Raw genomic sequence first — 16,959 nt, 5'->3', positions numbered from 1 at the left:
GCTTACCCTACATCTTTTAAATCAAAGTGGCCGTTTTCAAGATCGACATCGGTACGAAACAGAAACTCAAGGGGGTAAGGCACACACCACAGACGACCTTTGATTTCTATCGACAAAATGTTATGCAGTTCCAGTGAGTTGGTATCTGAAATACAGCGCACCTGTAGCCCCTCCGGCAAGATACGGGGTTCAAAGGTCAGGATGGACTCGGTCAACGCCCGTTGGATGTCGGACCATTCGATCTCGGACATCCGCTTGCCCGCCATTGGAGCAATACCATAGTTAATTGTTGAACGCCGTACCTGAGGATAATGCTCCAGATCGATGCTTGACTCGCTGTTGACGCAGTTGAACAGCCATTGCAGATCGCGCAATACTCGATGGCGCAATTCACCGGCTGACAGTAAATGACGAGCTGCGATTTCCTGTTTTTTCTGCGGTTCATCGTCAGTCAGCAGATCGAGCAATACGGGTTGCATTTTATCGCGTGAAGTTAGCCGTTCACTGTCCTGACGGAAGTGATGCCCCTGTAGGTACCGATGACCGTTATTGGAAAGCGTCTTGCTATTCATTAGCGGTTGTCCTGATCAAAACTCAGCTGACGCAAGTTGAGCAGGGGGAATTCAGCATCATCGCTCAACCAGGTTTTTAAACCAGAACCCGCATAGTGCTGGCTGTCCCCCAGAGGATGCCATTCGGTGCGTCTAGCGAGCAGCAAGGCATCATCAGAATCAGCAAGTAACGGGTAACGAACAGGCAACTGGCAAACCTGCTCACGGCCATCGACCAAACGTACCAGAGCGTGGCTCCAGACCAGATCGAATACACTTTGCGGCGGCAGAAACTGAATTTCGGCAATAGCGGTGAAAGGAAGCCAGTAATAATGGCCATTCAAGGCTAACTCACAGATAGGCCCCAAACGCCCGTCTCCGTCCATCAGCCAGGCAAATGTCTCGGTTTTCTGCTCCTCACCAGCGGCAATGGTGAGTTGTCCGCTGCTGGCCATGGCCGCTTCCAATGCCTGATCGCGAACAGTTTCAGCCTTGCCGGTTTCCCCCCGTGAATCATACCGTAATGCCTGGAGCATCCGTGTCATCCAGCTTTCTTCTGTGTTTAGCCACATAGGGGTAGCATGACCAGCGAAGACCGCTTGGCGTTGTAACTCAGCCTCAACAGACTGCATTAACCGCAGTGTTGTGGGTTGAGCGATAGGTTTCAGCGTTTGCCAGGCTGTTAACTGTATCTTGGCGCGTTGCCAGTTACCCATCAGACACAATAGTTGCACCAGTGCAGCACGCAGATCGGCATCGGTTGGACGGGCTTTGATAGTGGTTTCCATCTGGGTGATCGTATCGCTGATCGTATTTCCCTGTAATAGATCTGCCAATGACTTCACAATCTATTCCTTATAAATCAATAAGTAATTCCATTAACGGACAGATAGCTGCCGCTAGCAGGATCAACGCGATCAACAGCCAGCGTTTCTACGAGGCGGAATGTGAGCGGCATTCCTTGTCTGGTGAACAATGGCTGCCAGGTATGGTGAACGCGAGTCACTTTCTGGTTGATCTCAGCTTGAGTAGTTGCTTGCTGGCGTGCCATTTCAATAATCACTTCTCCCTGAAATGCCCAGGCGTGTAGCTGTGGGTTATAGGGCAACACCAGGAAACTGTCTAAAGCTGCCAAAATCAGCCGTTGGGCATTGACACTGACCACCGTCAGCGGGTGGTTGCCAGTATCAATATTGAGCAGGGGATATCCCTGATAGAAGACCACGTTGTGCGTCTGGTTGGTGCTTTCCTGCTGGATGGTTATCGCCCCTTGACCATTTAAAAAGCCGTTGCTATCGCAGTTCAGTGCATCCGTGCTGGGAATGAATAGGGCGCTGTTGCTGACGTTGTTGTTCCAATAAGTGCGGAACTGGCAGCCTTTCGGTAGTACAAAAGACGTGGCCATCTCTTTGGCGGCCAAAGGCGAAGTCACCGCAACCGCAGGAGGTATCGTGGTGGCAGGTAAGTTAGTTACCTCAGGCCGTTGGGCTACCGGCTGCCAATGTTGATTTTTTACCGCGTTGCCTGATGCGATTTTAGTTCCCTGTTTGTCGGTCAATATCCAAGGAAGTTGTGCCACCTTGGGGCACTGTTTTGCTAATAACTGGCCCACGCGCGGCAGAAAATCATTCAGAATGTTAGCGTCTTTACTCTGCGCCGAGGTGATGCGTAATGGGATACTGCTTGCACACCAGCTTTCGGGTTTGCTGCTAGTGACATCGTCAATAAAGACTTCAAGTTTCAGGGTAGGAGAGTGTACCAATCGGTAATTTTCAGCGTGTACGGCAGGTATCACCATTAGGGCAATTATCCCGGATATCCAATATTTCATAGTCGGCCTTGGGTATAATTCGAATTAATTTTGGGAGAGAAAACGCTCAGCATCGGTCAGTGAGTGCAGCAAGGTGGTTTCTTGCGGAGAACCAATCCAGACGGCAATGGCACTGTAATTATCAGCGCTGGTGCCGTTGCCGCTTTTATCCCAGGCTTGTTGCATCAAAGAGAGCCATTCACCGGGGGAGTTGACCATATGTAATGACTGCTCCAGCTCGTCTTGGGTAAAGTTGTGCCAGAAACCATCAGTACACAGTAGGAAAACATCGCCATCCTCCAGCTGCAGCACATCGCCATAGGTGGCATCGCGCTCCTCACTGACCCCTAAGGCAAAGTACAGAAGATTGTTATTGATCCCATTGGTTTGATAGCCAGCATCGGCCATTTGTTGAACCAGGCTATGGTCGCGAGTGGTGGCATACAAGTAGCCACGGCGAAACAGATACAGGCGGCTATCGCCCGCATGCGCCCAGTAAGCAAGTTGATAATCACGATCAATAAACAGGCTCACCAGTGTGGTGCCCATCTTGCTGTATTGTTCGGATTGCTGCTGCTGTTGACGGATGGCACTGGTAGCATCCGAAATATGCTGGCGAATGTTTTGAGCATCCAAGTGCTTTTCACCATCAAAAGTTTGCAAGATGGTGTCTCGCGCTAATTTGGCTGCAATCTCTCCACCAGGTAGGCCGGCAATACCATCACAGACAACAAAGCAAGCGGAGCGATTACCCACCACTTCACCAATCTGATCCTGATTGGTAGCGCGTTCCCCCTGGTTGGAGGTCGAAGCTATAGTGATATTCATTGGTCACCCGGTTTAGTCTGTGAATCTTTGTATTGGTTTATTTCCAGACCATAGGCGCGAAGGAAGGCTTCACCAAACATAGTATGGAAATCATCCTCAAGCTCAGCTGCGGTTTTCTGGTGGTTTCTAATGAAGTAATCCCACAGCGCGGCCTTACGGCGGGTGGGTAATGTCAGCCGAGGCATTACACCTTCATGGTGTGCTTTCTTTTCCAGGTACTCTGGATTAAAAGATTCCAACATGGCTGAGATAAGCGCCTGGATACCGGCGATCATCCCTAGTTGGTGAGCCTGTAGGTCAATTAGCGCATCACGAACCGATTGTTCCGGTGGCATAAAACCCGGCATTTTGCTGCCAAACATTTGCATCAGTACCGTTTTACCTGACGGTAACAGTTTGAAGGGGTTATTGGCGTCATCCAGGATCATGGTCGTGTCTTGTGTATGTAAGTTACGTTTGATGATGGAGCGGGAAGAGAGCAGGGCAACCGTGCCCTGTGAAAACAAACTCAACAACCGACCCGCTTGGTGAAGTTGTTGTTCGTCAAACTGTGGCTGCGTTTGTAAGTCATCCAGCCCAAGCCCTTGCAGCAGGGCGTTCAGCAATGGCCCTTCCAGCATTTCGCTCTTTGAGGCGGGAACGCTGTTTTGCGGTGGCACTGCTGAGTAGGCAACCGGATCGATCCCTAAACGATTCCCAGAGCGTGCCAGGGATGGTGCAGGTGTAACCTGTGCTTGAGCCTTTGGCGATTGAGGCTCAGTAATGGGAGTAGACTCTGGAATTTGCTGATGCAACGGCGGTGCCTCTGGTGCCTGGCTCGATATGATCGCCTGCTGTTTTGGTGCATTCGCCAATATAGGTTGTGGTGTCGAGATCGGAAGTTCCGGCGCTGAAGAAACTGAAACTTCCGTCAAGGGTTCGGCACTGCTTGTCATCAGGCCCAGCGGATCATTGTTGTTTTGGACGCTTGGCGTGACAGGAGATGACGCTGCGCCAAACAGAGCCAGAGGATCCAGTTCTTGGTCGTCAGAGTTATTTTCTGTTGAGGGAGCAGGTTCCGGCGTGTGAGTAACTACGCTGCTCTCTGCCAGCAGTGCGCTGGGTGTCGTATCGGCCAGAATATGATCGCGGCTTAAGGTGGTATCGGAATTAAATAACGTTGCCGGATCGGTTTGCCTGGGTTGTAGATGATGCAGGCCAATGCTATTGGTCAGTTGCTCCAGTGGGTTGGACGGGTTCAGCTCAACGCGCGGCTCTTCCAGTAAGGGATGATGATTATCGTTATAAGTAGCCTGCACTGGTGCAGTCTCTTGCGGGGTAAATTCTTGTATCAGGCTATCCCAGATTTCATTAGGGACAGTCTCCACGTTTTGTTGCTTGGCAGGAGGGGCAACGGTGGGTTCGGGTTCGACATCTATGGCACAGGTAACGGAGGATGCTGGGGCAGGGATGGGAGTTGGAGCTGCGGATTGTTGTAGGCTGTTGACCTGAATTTGATAATCGTCAATGCCCAAGATGTCGCCATCCTGCAACTCAACCTGTCGGCCACACTCCAGGGGAATATCATTAAGTTGTATACTGGTCACATTGCCACGATTAGTGATACGGCACTCACCCTCAGCGGAAATATGTACGATTGCCTGTAAGCGAGATATTGCTCTTTCTTCGTCCGGTAGCACCAGATTATTATCCACACTACGGCCTATTGTTCCGCCAGGCGGCAGGAAATCACAGCTATTCTGTGGTGGAACCTGACCATTTTTGTTTTTTACAATAGAAAATCGCATAAGGTATTCCTGCTGATTAAGGTGTCATGCAAAGTCGTTTTTTACTGGTTTGGAATGGATGATATTTGGTGTGTTAACGTCCGGAGTCGTGTGGTTTTAATTCATGGTTTCTAGATTAATGCCCCCCCATAAGGGGAGGCTCCCTATGATATTAAGCTTCTTTGTTTTCTTTAATACTCCATCCGGCGCTACTTTCTGCGCCTTTCCCGCCTTTATCACTCTGCTCCCAATATTGCTGTTTAACCTTAGCTGACTGGAAGGCATAATCCACCTTTAATACCTCGCTATTTCCTGCCCCATTAAACTGTACATTAGTGACCAGTACATCTTCTAAGGTGATTTTAGCATATTCAACTTGCGAACCACCGGCTTTACAAACAGAAAGCTCTACTTTAGATAAATGTTTACCACTGGCACAGTGCTTTAATATGGCTGGCGTGGCTTTATCGATACTTGTTTGAACATGTAAATCGTTGAAGCAAACTTTACCTGCGCCGCCGCCACCACCAGAACCCATATTGCCAGGCTGAGACGCTCCCCAGTTGAATGACTCAATATTAATCCATCCACTGTGGTTAGCGTCTTTACATTCACCGGTTGCACCTTCAATCTTTAAAAACATATCAATAGCCATGATTATAACCTTATTAAATTAAAATAAACGCACCTCGATATTGATAATAAAGAGGCGTATGCTACATGAAGGTTTGAGCCTTCAAGGGGACCACGGTCAACTTTTCATTGACCTATACAAATAATGCTGTCTTTGACTAACTTCCTATCTGATGTTAGGTTGAATTTTACACCGTAATTACTGAGTATCTCTTTATCAGGAACCCTATGATTAAATGAAATAGAGCAAGCCCATTGTTTGCCTGTTGTATCACATTTTTTTTCTATGATATTTCTTCCTGCCTCAGCAAAGTTAGCAATATGTCCTGCCAAATAACTTCCTAGTGAAACATCACCAGATTTACTAAAAGCCTCCGCACAATACGGTTGGTTGTTTATAGATTCGCTTGCGTTCGAGAATAGTATTTCTAACAATTGTTTTTCACTTGGTTCATCTGTGATGGCTGAGGCAGACGAACTAATTATAAATAGTGGCAGGGCTAAATAAAACATTGTTCTCGTCATGATAGTTCTCCTGTTGCAGAAGTTGGGATTGAACCATAAAATTTTTTTAGTGTTCCATACGCACTTGTCATATAACTAAAAAAAGTGTCTGGAGTTTGTTTTATTACTTTGTTATTTGAGTTTGAGTAATGGTAAATATTGCCGCGAAATAGTATTCCAATGTGTTTTTTTCCAACATTTTCAAAGTATTTCTTGTCTATGTCAACATCGGTATTTATACTTGTAACAAAAACCAATCCTGTTTTTACTTTATCAGCGTCCTCCCACTCCTTTACGCTACCGCACTTAGGAAAGATCTCTTGAACTCGCAGATTTGCAGCATTTGATTTACCGCCTAGAACCATGCCTTTACAGGTCATTCCAAATGATAAACCAAGTACGTGAGAAACAAAATGTGCACAATGATTGTCACTGCCTTTATGAAATCTATCACAGATCTGCTTTATATTTTTCCCAACATAATCTTCTAATGCCATGATTTTTCCTCTTCTAATATATTTAGTTAAAGGTGTGATATTAACATCGAGGTGATGATTGCCATTCACCTCATTTTTATATTCTGAAAAATATCAATACAACAGGTCGAGTGCATATAAATGCAATTAATTCATAATTAATCGACTGGCTATTCATCGAACCAAAAAATATATTCCATCAGTGTTTTTTTTGTGTCTCTATTTACGCTTCATTCTGTTTCAGCGAAGGCAACTTCGATACCAGACGCAGTGAAACCGTTAAGCCTTCCAACTGATAATGTGGACGTAGGAAGAACTTGGCACTGTAGTAACCCGGGTTTTCTTCTATTTCTTCCACCAGAACTTCGGCAGCGGCTAAAGGTTTACGTGATTTGGTTTCTTGTGAGGAGTTGGCCGGATCACCGTCAACGTAGTTCATGATCCAGTCATTCAACCAGCGTTCCATATCGTCACGTTCACGGAAAGAACCGATTTTGTCACGAACGATGCACTTGAGATAATGCGCGAAGCGGCAGCAGGCAAACAGATACGGCAGGCGGGCTGAGAGCTGTGCGTTGGCTGAGGCGTCCGTGTCATAATATTCCTGCGGTTTTTGCAGTGATTGAGCACCGATAAAGGCGGCAAGATCAGAGTTTTTGCGGTGTATCAATGGAATAAAACCATTTTTCGCCAGTTCTGCCTCACGACGATCGCTGATGGCAATCTCCGTCGGGCACTTCATATCGACTCCGCCATCATCGCTAGGGAACGTATGACACGGCAGGTTTTCTACGGCTCCGCCGGACTCTACACCTCGGATTGAGGTACACCAACCGTACTCTTTAAATGAATGGTTGATGTTGGCTGCCATAGCATAGGCCGCGTTGGTCCAGGTGTAATGATCGTGAGTGGTACCGTTGGTTTCCTCCTCAAAATCGAAATCATCAATCGGATTGGTGCGGATACCATAGGGCAACCGAGCCAAGAAACGCGGCATTGCAAGACCAAGATAACGCGCATCCTCAGACTCCCGCAGGCTACGCCAGGCGGCATATTCGGTATTTTGGAAAATTTTTGTCAGGTCACGCGGATTGGAAAGCTCTTGCCATGACTCCATCTGCATAACGCTGGGAGCTGTACCGGTAATGAACGGGCAATGGGAAGCTGCGCCAATCTTGGCCATTTCGCCCAATAACTCGACGTCTTGTGGGCTGTGGTCAAAAAAGTAGTCTCCAACCAGACAACCAAAGGGCTCCCCACCAAACTGGCCGTATTCTTCTTCATAAATTTTCTTGAATATCGGGCTTTGATCCCAGCCCACGCCCTTATGGCGTTTCAGGGTACGGCCCAACTCTTTTTTGGAAATGCTCATAAAGCGAATTTTCAGCATTTCATCCGTTTCGGTGTTGTTGACCAAATAGTGCAGGCCACGCCAGGCGCCTTCCAAGGCCTGGAAATCCTCATGGTGAATAATTTTGTTGATCTGCTGTGAGAGTTGCTCATCAATTTCGGCGATCAAGGCTTGGATCGTGCGGTAGGCGTCGGCAGAAACCGTGACCGTATTTTCCAATGCCTGATGAGCCAAGGTTTTTACCGCGATTTCTACGGCCTCCTTGGCCTGATCGGTTTTAGGCCGAAACTCTTTATTCAGCAGCTCACTGAATTCATCACTGGAGAAGGTTTCGGTTGTCTGCAACGCGGGTTGCTGCTGAGGCGAGTGATTCATCGATTAATCCTTATATTCGTGGTTATCGTCTTGTGCGGCAGGCTTTGGCGCGTTGCTCAGGGACTTCAGCAGGTTGGGATTTTGCAGAATTTTGGAGATCAACTCTTCTGCTCCGTTCTTGCCATCCATATAGGAAAGTAAGTTAGAAAGCTGAGTTCGAGCTTCTAGCAGGTTATTCAGGGGATCAACGTTACGAGCAATGGCGGCGGGTGAAAAATCATCCATGCTTTCAAACGTGAGTTCAACATTCATCTGGCCATCACCCGTCAGCGTGTTATCCACTTGATAGGCAAGGCGTGGCTTCAATGACTTCATGCGTTCATCAAAGTTATCAATATCAATCTCCGCGAACTTACGCTCATTGACACTGGGCAGAGACTCTAGCGGTTTACCCACGAGATCGGCCATTACACCCATCACAAAAGGTAACTGGATTTTTTGTTCGGCACCGTACATTTCGACTTCATATACAATCTGCACACGTGGTGCACGGTTGCGGCCAATAAATTTCTGTCCACTATTGGATTTCGAGTTTGACATGGGTGACTCCGTCTAATGATGATCAACAACCTTTCCAATCCACAGAGATGGAAAGGTTCAAATTCTGCCCCGTACGATGGGGAGTGCTGTGACAGGGGGGAGGTTCATTTGAACTGTTAGCTGTTCTCCTCAATGTCTGGCATCCCCAAAATGGTCTCCACCTGACTCACACCGTCGGGAGCCAGATCGCGAACGATTTGCATGAAGTCCAGCGTGATCAGCCGTTGTACCCGCTCAATCATCAAGGGGGCTGGGTGGCTGGGTTCATGCTGGCTAAAGTAGTGTTTTACTTTATCCAGCATGAGCCGAGCATCGTCGCGAGACTGGATCTGAACATGATGCCAACTGAAAGCTGGGGCGTTAGCTGGCGCTGGTGTTATCGCCGTTACTGGCACTTCCACCGGCTCTTCCGCTGTGGGTGGAGTTTCAGCAACTGGCTGACAGGCATGAGTGAGGGTGCGCAAGAGGTGTAACAGACCCTCCATTTCTGGTAGAGCACTGTCACCCAGGTGGCGGGAGACTTCTGCACGGAGATCATTCAATGTTTGATACAGTGCGACGATCACCTGGGATACCGGCTGTGCTCCTTGTGCCAGCTCAGCCTGCAAACGGCTACGCCCACCAGGGAAGCCTGGGCACTCCTGTTTACTGCCATCCAGCAGGGCACCGGCGTCACGTAGTGAGATTTCATCGGAGGCGCTTTTCAGCAGGGTGGTGGTACGAATGCAGGACGTTAATTGGGTTGTGTCACCCAACCCAGCCAGCACATTGATACGAAACAGGGGATCGATTTCGCCATCAAAATCCAGTGGTGGTAGTAACGTATCCCAATAACGTACCAGCGCCTGGTGGATTAACGTCAAGCCGTCAGCATAGCCAGCCAGACCACGGATTTGTGTCCAGGCATGGGTGAGTTTAAACATCACCCGCAGATCTTTGGTTCGCATCAGCAAGGTAGTAGCCAAACGTTCTACTTGCGTCCAGTCAGGTGCTTCGGCGGGAATAATGGTGCTGCCGAACTGTTGCTCGGATCTGCCTATTGAGGCCTTATCCATTGCCAGAAAATCGGCGTCATACTCCAGATTATCGCCACAGGGAGCATCAGGACTAATTGGAGCTAAAAGGGTATCGATATCCATACCGTTTACCTTTAAAAAACATGTTTAATCAAACAGCTGAGGATACTGCCCACCGCGACCCGGTCTTGACCAACCATGAGGGTTAAACAGTAACGAGAACAGCTGCACGGTAAAATTGCCACTGTGTATATGGGTATAGAGTGGGTAGCCATCGGTTTGATTGGTCCACCAGAAACTGCTGTATTGCGTAGGTTCAAAGCAATCGGTAGCCTGCTGCCACGCCAACTCTTTTTCCGGTGCTGGCTGAAGTGGTAAACCGATAATGGATAAAATCTCTGACTCTTCCTCGGCTAAAGGAGTGGGGAGTGCTGGAAGCGCGAGTAGCGCATGGTCGATCTGCTCGGCGGAAAAGCCGTTACGTACACCATTCAGTAAGGTATCGCCGAGCTGGTGATACCAAAGAGCGGCGATAGTCAATTGCTGTTTGTGCCAGTCATTCAGATGCCAAAGACGCATTGCACAAACGGGATAATAACGGCCAACGCGATCACGGGCGGGTAGCAAGCACCCCATTTGTACATACTGGTTGCCCATAGGGGCAGGTATGACAAAATTCCAGACGGGGGCATGGGCAAACGGATATATGCTGTTGTCGGGTAATTCCTGTTGCAGGTTAAGCAAGCCGCTATGAAACCAATTGGCCCAGCGATTAATGACTTCATTAGGCAAACGCCGCTGAAGGAAATCCCCCTCAGCAGGAATTTTGCCAAACCAACCAATAGACGTCGTGAGTTTTAGGTTGCGATCCATCGTCATATCCTTATGGGCTACGGGCAGGAAAAAGCAGGTAGCCGGAAAGGGTTTCGAATGCTGTTGGGGGTAAATTCCAACGTCACGCTATGCCCATCCAGATTAAATGTAGCCTGTCGGCTCAGACTTTTACTGTTGGCAGACGATGTTGCCCGATCCACCATACGGTTTAGCGCCCACGGCCCGCTGGAAACCATGCTGGCAGTCGTCCCGTTAGCTAGTGACAATTGCAAATGTACCTGATTGGTATTGCGGATCCCCGGCCAACTCACCACCAAAGGAACCTGCGGTCCGTGACTGTACTTGAACAACTGGCCATCAATATCCAGAGTCAGGTTAAGAATATCGTTATCCATATGTACCGGGCGTACTGTAACCCGGTAAGACGGTACTGCCGTGCCGTTGGCAAAAAATGCATCTCGAATGCGTTGGGCCTGTTGGAATGAGGGTAGAATGCCTTCTCCTCCCGGCAGGGTTTTGCCATCGACACCCGGAGTAAACCGCCAGGTAGGGCGAGTGGTATCAACTTTGCCCTGTAGGTTGTCACGAAAAAAAGTGTCCATCAGACCAGTATTAGGTGCAAACATCCGAGCCAGATCGTCTGGTGTTATCTCCTGCTGAGAACGGGGGTTAAGTGGGTAACGGCCCGCGATGGCTTGACGGCAAAAGCTGCCAACCTCTACGTTGATGCGTTTTTTGACATTCTCCATCTCTTTGCGCTGGGCATCGCTGCTGGCCCCAATGGCCAATGACAGCAACATGTGTTTGAACGGTGTTGGCAAACGCCCGGACTCAGCCTGTAAACGTGGAATGATATCACTGGGTGGAACGGCCATACCGCTGTTGGCTGCGCCCTGAACGGCAGTCAGGTAATTGTACAAGTCATCTACCTGCTTGAGGATGGCGTCAAATGGGATGGCTTTGTTACCTTCGCCCTGGCTTTGTGCCAACTCCAACAGCGGGGCAAAGTGTGCCATGACAACCTGCTCCGGCTGAGCGGACACATCCCCATCAGTATTGATTGACCGGGTGGTAAAGAGTGCCTCCAGCGTGTGACTGGCCCCCTGATTTAACTTGTCTCCGGCTCTCCCCAGCAATGAGCGCGGATCGGCATCACTGTTTTCATCACGCAGGGTGACGTATTTTCTTAGGTTAACCAGCAGGTTGCGCATAGGAGAGAGATTGCCCGACAGCAAACGGGCGCTGTTGATGCGCTGGCTCAAATCACTAATATTCGCCAGTTGGATATCCGCCAGCAGTTCATCCCAGACGGTGATAAAGTCCTGCATATAAAGCTGACGTACCGTTTTGGCAAGATCGGCGTGTTTTTGTTCTGATGCCGTTTGGATATTCAGCACCCAGATATCTTCCCGACGCAACGTTTCCGTTACCTGGCTGATATGGTTATCGAACATTTTCCAATAGCCCTGCGGCGTGAAAAGCCCAGATATGCTGTCGGTCACCGGTTTGCCACTTTGGCGTGAGAAAGCCAACTCTGTTTGTGGTCCAGCCAAATCAACCAGGCTGACCGGCTTGATGTCGGTTCGTTTCAGCAGTAAACGCTTCAGGCGACTATATACCCTTTGGGGGAGGGATGAACGCCCAAGTGCGGCTTGAGCCTGTGCCACCAGTGTTTCATCTTTGGCATAAGGCGATGACTGAATTTGATCATCAAGCAGTTGAGCTAAATGCCACTCCAACTGCTGTAACTGTTGGTGAGTGACACCTTGGCGCAGGTTGCGTTGCAGGTTGAGCATGACCCAGGCACGCAAAAATGCTCCGTCATAGGGTTTGGACAGATAGAGCATTTGATAAGCCTTTAATGCTTCGTAGCTGAAATCGGTATCACTTTGATTATCATGGCGTAATGTGTGGTCGATCTGCTGTGCTACCTGTGGCAGCAGCAGTTCTTTCAGTGCCTTTTGGTATAACGCATGGCTGGCATTGCTGACCTGATTACCCCGATATAATCCCATACGGTAAGAAAAGGGCGGATCTTGTAATGAAAAATGCTGGCTCTCAGGCAAGTTAAGCACGTTATTCAGGAACGGGAGCAAAGTCAGCATATCCCCGGTTCCCAGCTGGGTCAGTTCCTGACCTTGCCGCTCCAACTGCGGCACTTTGGCCGTTATTTCTGTCAGGTATTCTTGGTTATTACCCTGGCTGGTGAACCAGCTGGCACCCAGTATGACCAGAATGACAGCCAGTGAAATATAGCCAGCCCAGTGCAAGACCCGGTTACGGTATTCCCACCAGCGGTTGCTACCTGCCAGGCCCGCTTCCTGAAAAACCACCGTTTCCAGCATGCCTTTCAGGAAAAAACTCTGGCCTTTGGCCGCAGGTAACGGCGCTTCATGAACGATGTTGTTCCAGCTACGGCTGCCCTCGTTTGCCGGTTGATCTGGGGTCAGTTTTAAATAGCGATTCAACTCGCCCATGACACGGTCAAAAGGCAACCCTTCCTGAGTTCCGCTGGTGAAATAAACGCCGCGTGGTGTGAAGCAGGTTTCAAAATTGGAACGGGTAAAGACGATATCCAGATATTGGCTCAGGAATGAACGTAAAGCGGCAAACTCCTGTGGAAACAGGTGACACTCGGCGCGTTGCCTGACATCGTGTTCAAGTAACAGAGTCTCCGGCAGGGCAGCATCCAGCCGTTGCTGCAGTAGGGTATATTGTGATTCGAAAGCCTGATTGAGGTCAAAATCCGCCTGACGAGCCTGTTCATACGGGAAGGTGAATCCCCAGATTTGCTCGCGCTGTGTTTTATCGAACTTGCTGAAATAGGCCATGAACCCATTGAGCAAATCGGTTTTGGTGATCATCACATACACAGGAAAGCTAATGCCTAATTGCTGATGCAGTTCGATCAACCTTTTGCGTAATGCGCCAGCCTGAATGGCAAGCGATTCACTACTTTCAGCCAGCAAATCAGCCACGCTGATGGTAATAATTACCCCATTGATAGGCTGGCGTGCCCGATATTTTTTTAACAGCTCAACAAAGCTTTTCCACTCCCCGGCATCTTCTGTACGTTGGCTTTCCTGTGTGGTGTAACGCCCTGCGGTATCCAACAGGATTGCCTCATTGGTAAACCACCAGTCGCAGTTGCGTGTGCCACCCACACCGCGCAGGGCAGATTTTCCAAAGCGATCCGCCAGTGGGAAGTGTAAGCCTGAGTTGACCAGTGCGGTTGTTTTCCCTGCGCCGGGAGCACCAATCATGACATACCACGGTAATTGATAGAGATACTGCTGATTAAAGCGGTTCAGCCAAGGATGTTTGTCATTCTGACCTGGCTTGAAGCGTGCTTTTCTTAACAGTTGTACCGCTTCATCAAATCGCTGTGATAGTAGAGGGTCTTGCAGAGGCAAGGGATTGGCTTCCCCTTTGGGCACTTCATTGGCTGCCCGCAGGTTGCTCAGCAACCTGCTGTTGAACCAGATACTGTAAATACGAGGAATAATGCGGTATAGGATCCACAACAGATACAGTATACCAATAGCAATCTGGCGATTAAGTTCTGGCTCTAGGGGACGGTAATCGCCAATAGCAACCAGCGGGCCAATCACCCAGATAACAAACGCTAAAGCGGTGATACCAATCGCGCCCCATAACAGGCGGCTGGTTATAATGGAGAATAACATACTAAGCATTACTGTCCGCTTCCTTGCTGCAATCGGTTGAGTTCTGCCTGCGTGTTTCCTGGTGCAACCAACAGGGTGATTTCGACCCGGCGATTTAATGCCCGGTTCTCTTTGCTGTCATTTGCCGCGATCGGATTACTTTCACCACGGCCTTCCGTTTTGATCCGCTGAGGATCATCCAGATGCTTTTGTAGTTGTAGCGTGACGGACTCCGCACGCGCCAGCGAAAGCGCCCAGTTGGATGCGAAACGGGCACTGCGGATGGGAACATTGTCACTGTATCCCGTCACCAGAATTTTGCCGCTGACCCCATTCATTGCGCGGGCGATCCGATCAATGATCGGAATATACATCGGGCGTACGCTGGTCGCCGCTGAGTCAAACAACCCATCGCCTTTGAGGATCACCACGCTTTGCAGCGCTTCATCACGGACGCTAACTAAACCTTCGGCAATCTCCTGGCGCAGGAAGCCTTTCAGATCCAGCATGGGAGGAGGGACCGGGGCTGGATTGCTGATGGTTATTTGTGGCAGATGGGCCTGATAAATGGAGGCCAACACGGGGGATGTAGCATCATCAAGGCGCCAGTTGAGAACAATAAAAAGCAGTGATGCAAGAAACCCTGTCATCGCTGCACATGCCCAGAGCGGCACCAGAGGGCGCCACTGTTTTTGCAACACGGGAAGGTCCATTGCGTTTGGCGATAGGGCCGCGCTATAGCCGCCACGCACTGAACGTATCAGCTGCAATAGCCGCTGTTTGACGGTTTCCAACTGAGAACGGCCATTTTCAATGACCCGATAACGGCCTTCAAAACCCAGTAGCAGACAGTAATTGATCAGCTCCAAGAGCTGAATATGTTCACGTGGGTTTTGCGAAAGCTTGGCCAGCAGCTGGAAAAATTTTTCTCCGCCCCAGGTTTCATTATGGAACGTCACCAGTAGACCACTACCGGACCAAACGCTATTACTGCCCCAAGGGGTTAATGCCGCCGCTTCATCCAGCGCCGTACACAGGCAATAGCGGGCACCGATGATGGTTTCATACGTCAGGCTTTCTCTTTGTGCACAGACCTCGAAGCGGCGTATTTCATCAATCAACTGTTGGCGTAATTGCGCAGGGTCTGCATGAGTTGCCAACTGACGGATCTGTGAAATCGCATTTAGCAGAGGGTTAGCGGCGATGAGCAGCGGGTTATCCCATTGGGTAGTATGAGTCATAAATTACCGGTCTGTATGGTTGCGAATGGCCCAGAACTCCATTTCCAGCCCTGGGAAATCGCCGGCCAGATGAAGAGCGAAGGCGCTGGATTTCTCCATATCCTCCCACTGGTCGCCGCCTTTCTTGAGCTCGAAATAGGTATAGCCCGCGTGATAGGGGATTTGACGCGGAGCTGCTGGCATCGAGTGCAAGCCAATACCGGGTAAATGGAGCTTAACCAGATCGGCAATACGTGTTACCGAGGCGATTTTCATTTGGGCCGGGAAGCGGCTTAACAGGGTGTCCATTGTCACATTGGCCCGTACGGCCAGTACAAAACCAAAATCGTGCAGCATCTTGGTGTCCTGAATCGTTGCAACGTTTAACCCATGCGAACGTTTTGTCAGCGGAAGCTGAATAGCGTTGTCCTCTAGTACCAGCGAAAGCCCCTGACGTAACATCAGCATCAACGGGTTAAAGCAGAGCGCCAGATTGTCGTGGTCATATGCAGGCAGGTTCGTTTCTGGGGTACGCGTTGAAGAGAAACTGCTGAGCTCAGTGGCAAACTGTAACCACTCGGCAAATAACCGTTCCGGATGCAGGTGGGCAAGTGTTCTGCTGTGGCTAACTTGCCCCAGATAGCGGTTAATCAGTTGCAACAACATGAAATCGACGGTCTCTGAACTTCCTCCCCGCCCTGATTGCAACAGACGTTGGCTCATCTGTTGGCAGCGCTGGGTCAGTAGACCTTGCAGGTCATTGATAAAGGTTTTTATTACCTGACTACCATGACAATTTAGTATCGGTGGGATGAATGCAGGATCAAGGCGTAAGCTATTATCACTGCGCCGTTCCTGTACCAGACAAACCGTCAGCGCCGTCCATTCAGGACTTAGCTCGCTTTCCCGCATCAGACGTAACCGTAACTGACCAAACTGCACGGCGGCGCTACCGACAGCGAGGGTATTCAAATCATTGACGTCGGTCTCATAAGCCAGATAACGAGCCAGTGACTGCGGATCTTCCTGAAAAATGACATCTTCACGACCAGTACGGTAGGTGGGTAATGCCAGCACAACTCGCTCACCCACTTGATTCTCGGCGATATCCAATGCAGGCAGGATTTGTTGCCCCTCAGAGAAGGCAAATGGCGTCCCATCAGGCAGGATGCCACTGGCAGCATTGAGTGCGACCTTGCCCTGGCGTAACAGCGTTTGATCCAGTTCCAGAGTTAGAAAACCCCAGAAATAACCACAGTGTGCCTGCCCCCAGAGTTTTACGTAGTTTTCGAGATGTTTTTCGGTTTGCTGGAAATGATGCGGACGTAAAAACATTCCTTCTACCCAGACCACCTTATAAGCGCTTGTCATCATCGTCCTTAATTTTCAT

Annotated in this window: 15 protein-coding genes; all 15 read right to left on the bottom strand. The window is 49.5% G+C overall.

What is annotated here, in order from left to right; translation table 11 throughout:
* Positions 1-2: 2 nt before the first annotated feature.
* The gene (locus tag KAJ71_RS09045) at positions 3-572 is read right to left on the bottom strand and encodes a type VI secretion system baseplate subunit TssE (protein WP_248945411.1); all 570 of its coding nucleotides are present in this window, start codon (positions 570-572) and stop codon (positions 3-5) included.
* Positions 572-1,396, bottom strand: coding sequence for a type VI secretion system accessory protein TagJ (locus KAJ71_RS09040; RefSeq protein WP_248945410.1), 825 nt, complete (start codon positions 1,394-1,396; stop codon positions 572-574). The genes KAJ71_RS09045 and KAJ71_RS09040 overlap by 1 nt, the downstream gene beginning before the upstream one ends.
* Before the next feature lie 17 nt (positions 1,397-1,413).
* Complete coding sequence (locus KAJ71_RS09035) at positions 1,414-2,349, bottom strand: type VI secretion system-associated protein (RefSeq protein ID WP_311294785.1); 936 nt, start codon at positions 2,347-2,349, stop codon at positions 1,414-1,416.
* A 57-nt stretch (positions 2,350-2,406) separates the two neighbouring features.
* Positions 2,407-3,189 carry a PP2C family protein-serine/threonine phosphatase gene (locus KAJ71_RS09030; protein ID WP_248945408.1) on the bottom strand — a complete coding sequence of 261 codons (783 nt, stop codon included), beginning with the start codon at positions 3,187-3,189 and terminating at the stop codon, positions 2,407-2,409.
* The gene (gene tagH, locus KAJ71_RS09025; RefSeq protein WP_248945407.1) at positions 3,186-4,976 is read right to left on the bottom strand and encodes a type VI secretion system-associated FHA domain protein TagH; all 1,791 of its coding nucleotides are present in this window, start codon (positions 4,974-4,976) and stop codon (positions 3,186-3,188) included. The genes KAJ71_RS09030 and tagH overlap by 4 nt, the downstream gene beginning before the upstream one ends.
* A 151-nt stretch (positions 4,977-5,127) precedes the next feature.
* The gene (locus KAJ71_RS09020) at positions 5,128-5,610 is read right to left on the bottom strand and encodes an Hcp family type VI secretion system effector (RefSeq protein WP_248945406.1); all 483 of its coding nucleotides are present in this window, start codon (positions 5,608-5,610) and stop codon (positions 5,128-5,130) included.
* A gap of 104 nt (positions 5,611-5,714) precedes the next feature.
* Positions 5,715-6,113: a hypothetical protein gene (locus tag KAJ71_RS09015; RefSeq protein WP_248945405.1), complete on the bottom strand. Its 399-nt coding sequence runs from the start codon at positions 6,111-6,113 to the stop codon at positions 5,715-5,717.
* Positions 6,110-6,589 carry a hypothetical protein gene (locus tag KAJ71_RS09010; protein WP_248945404.1) on the bottom strand — a complete coding sequence of 160 codons (480 nt, stop codon included), beginning with the start codon at positions 6,587-6,589 and terminating at the stop codon, positions 6,110-6,112. Before KAJ71_RS09010 ends, KAJ71_RS09015 begins: the two co-directional genes overlap by 4 nt.
* Before the next feature lie 202 nt (positions 6,590-6,791).
* Positions 6,792-8,294, bottom strand: coding sequence for a type VI secretion system contractile sheath large subunit (gene tssC, locus KAJ71_RS09005; RefSeq protein WP_248945403.1), 1,503 nt, complete (start codon positions 8,292-8,294; stop codon positions 6,792-6,794).
* Positions 8,295-8,297: 3 nt separating this feature from the next.
* Positions 8,298-8,834 (bottom strand): type VI secretion system contractile sheath small subunit, encoded by a 537-nt coding sequence (gene tssB / locus KAJ71_RS09000; protein WP_248945402.1) that lies wholly within the window; start codon positions 8,832-8,834, stop codon positions 8,298-8,300.
* A gap of 116 nt (positions 8,835-8,950) precedes the next feature.
* The gene (tssA, locus tag KAJ71_RS08995) at positions 8,951-9,973 is read right to left on the bottom strand and encodes a type VI secretion system protein TssA (RefSeq protein WP_248945401.1); all 1,023 of its coding nucleotides are present in this window, start codon (positions 9,971-9,973) and stop codon (positions 8,951-8,953) included.
* Between the two features lie 24 nt (positions 9,974-9,997).
* Positions 9,998-10,729 carry a type VI secretion system-associated protein TagF gene (gene tagF / locus KAJ71_RS08990; protein ID WP_375540729.1) on the bottom strand — a complete coding sequence of 244 codons (732 nt, stop codon included), beginning with the start codon at positions 10,727-10,729 and terminating at the stop codon, positions 9,998-10,000.
* An 11-nt stretch (positions 10,730-10,740) separates the two neighbouring features.
* The gene (tssM, locus tag KAJ71_RS08985) at positions 10,741-14,379 is read right to left on the bottom strand and encodes a type VI secretion system membrane subunit TssM (RefSeq protein ID WP_248945400.1); all 3,639 of its coding nucleotides are present in this window, start codon (positions 14,377-14,379) and stop codon (positions 10,741-10,743) included.
* Positions 14,379-15,590 carry a DotU family type VI secretion system protein gene (locus tag KAJ71_RS08980; RefSeq protein ID WP_248945399.1) on the bottom strand — a complete coding sequence of 404 codons (1,212 nt, stop codon included), beginning with the start codon at positions 15,588-15,590 and terminating at the stop codon, positions 14,379-14,381. Before KAJ71_RS08980 ends, tssM begins: the two co-directional genes overlap by 1 nt.
* A 3-nt stretch (positions 15,591-15,593) precedes the next feature.
* Positions 15,594-16,940, bottom strand: a complete 1,347-nt coding sequence (tssK, locus tag KAJ71_RS08975; protein ID WP_248945398.1) for a type VI secretion system baseplate subunit TssK — start codon at positions 16,938-16,940, stop codon at positions 15,594-15,596.
* Between the last annotated feature and the right edge of the window lie 19 nt (positions 16,941-16,959).

This window comes from Serratia silvae (assembly GCF_023282985.1).
Lineage (GTDB): Bacteria > Pseudomonadota > Gammaproteobacteria > Enterobacterales > Enterobacteriaceae > Chania > Chania silvae.
Note: the sequence above shows the minus strand (reverse complement) of the source record. Positions and strands in the feature narration are given on the sequence as shown.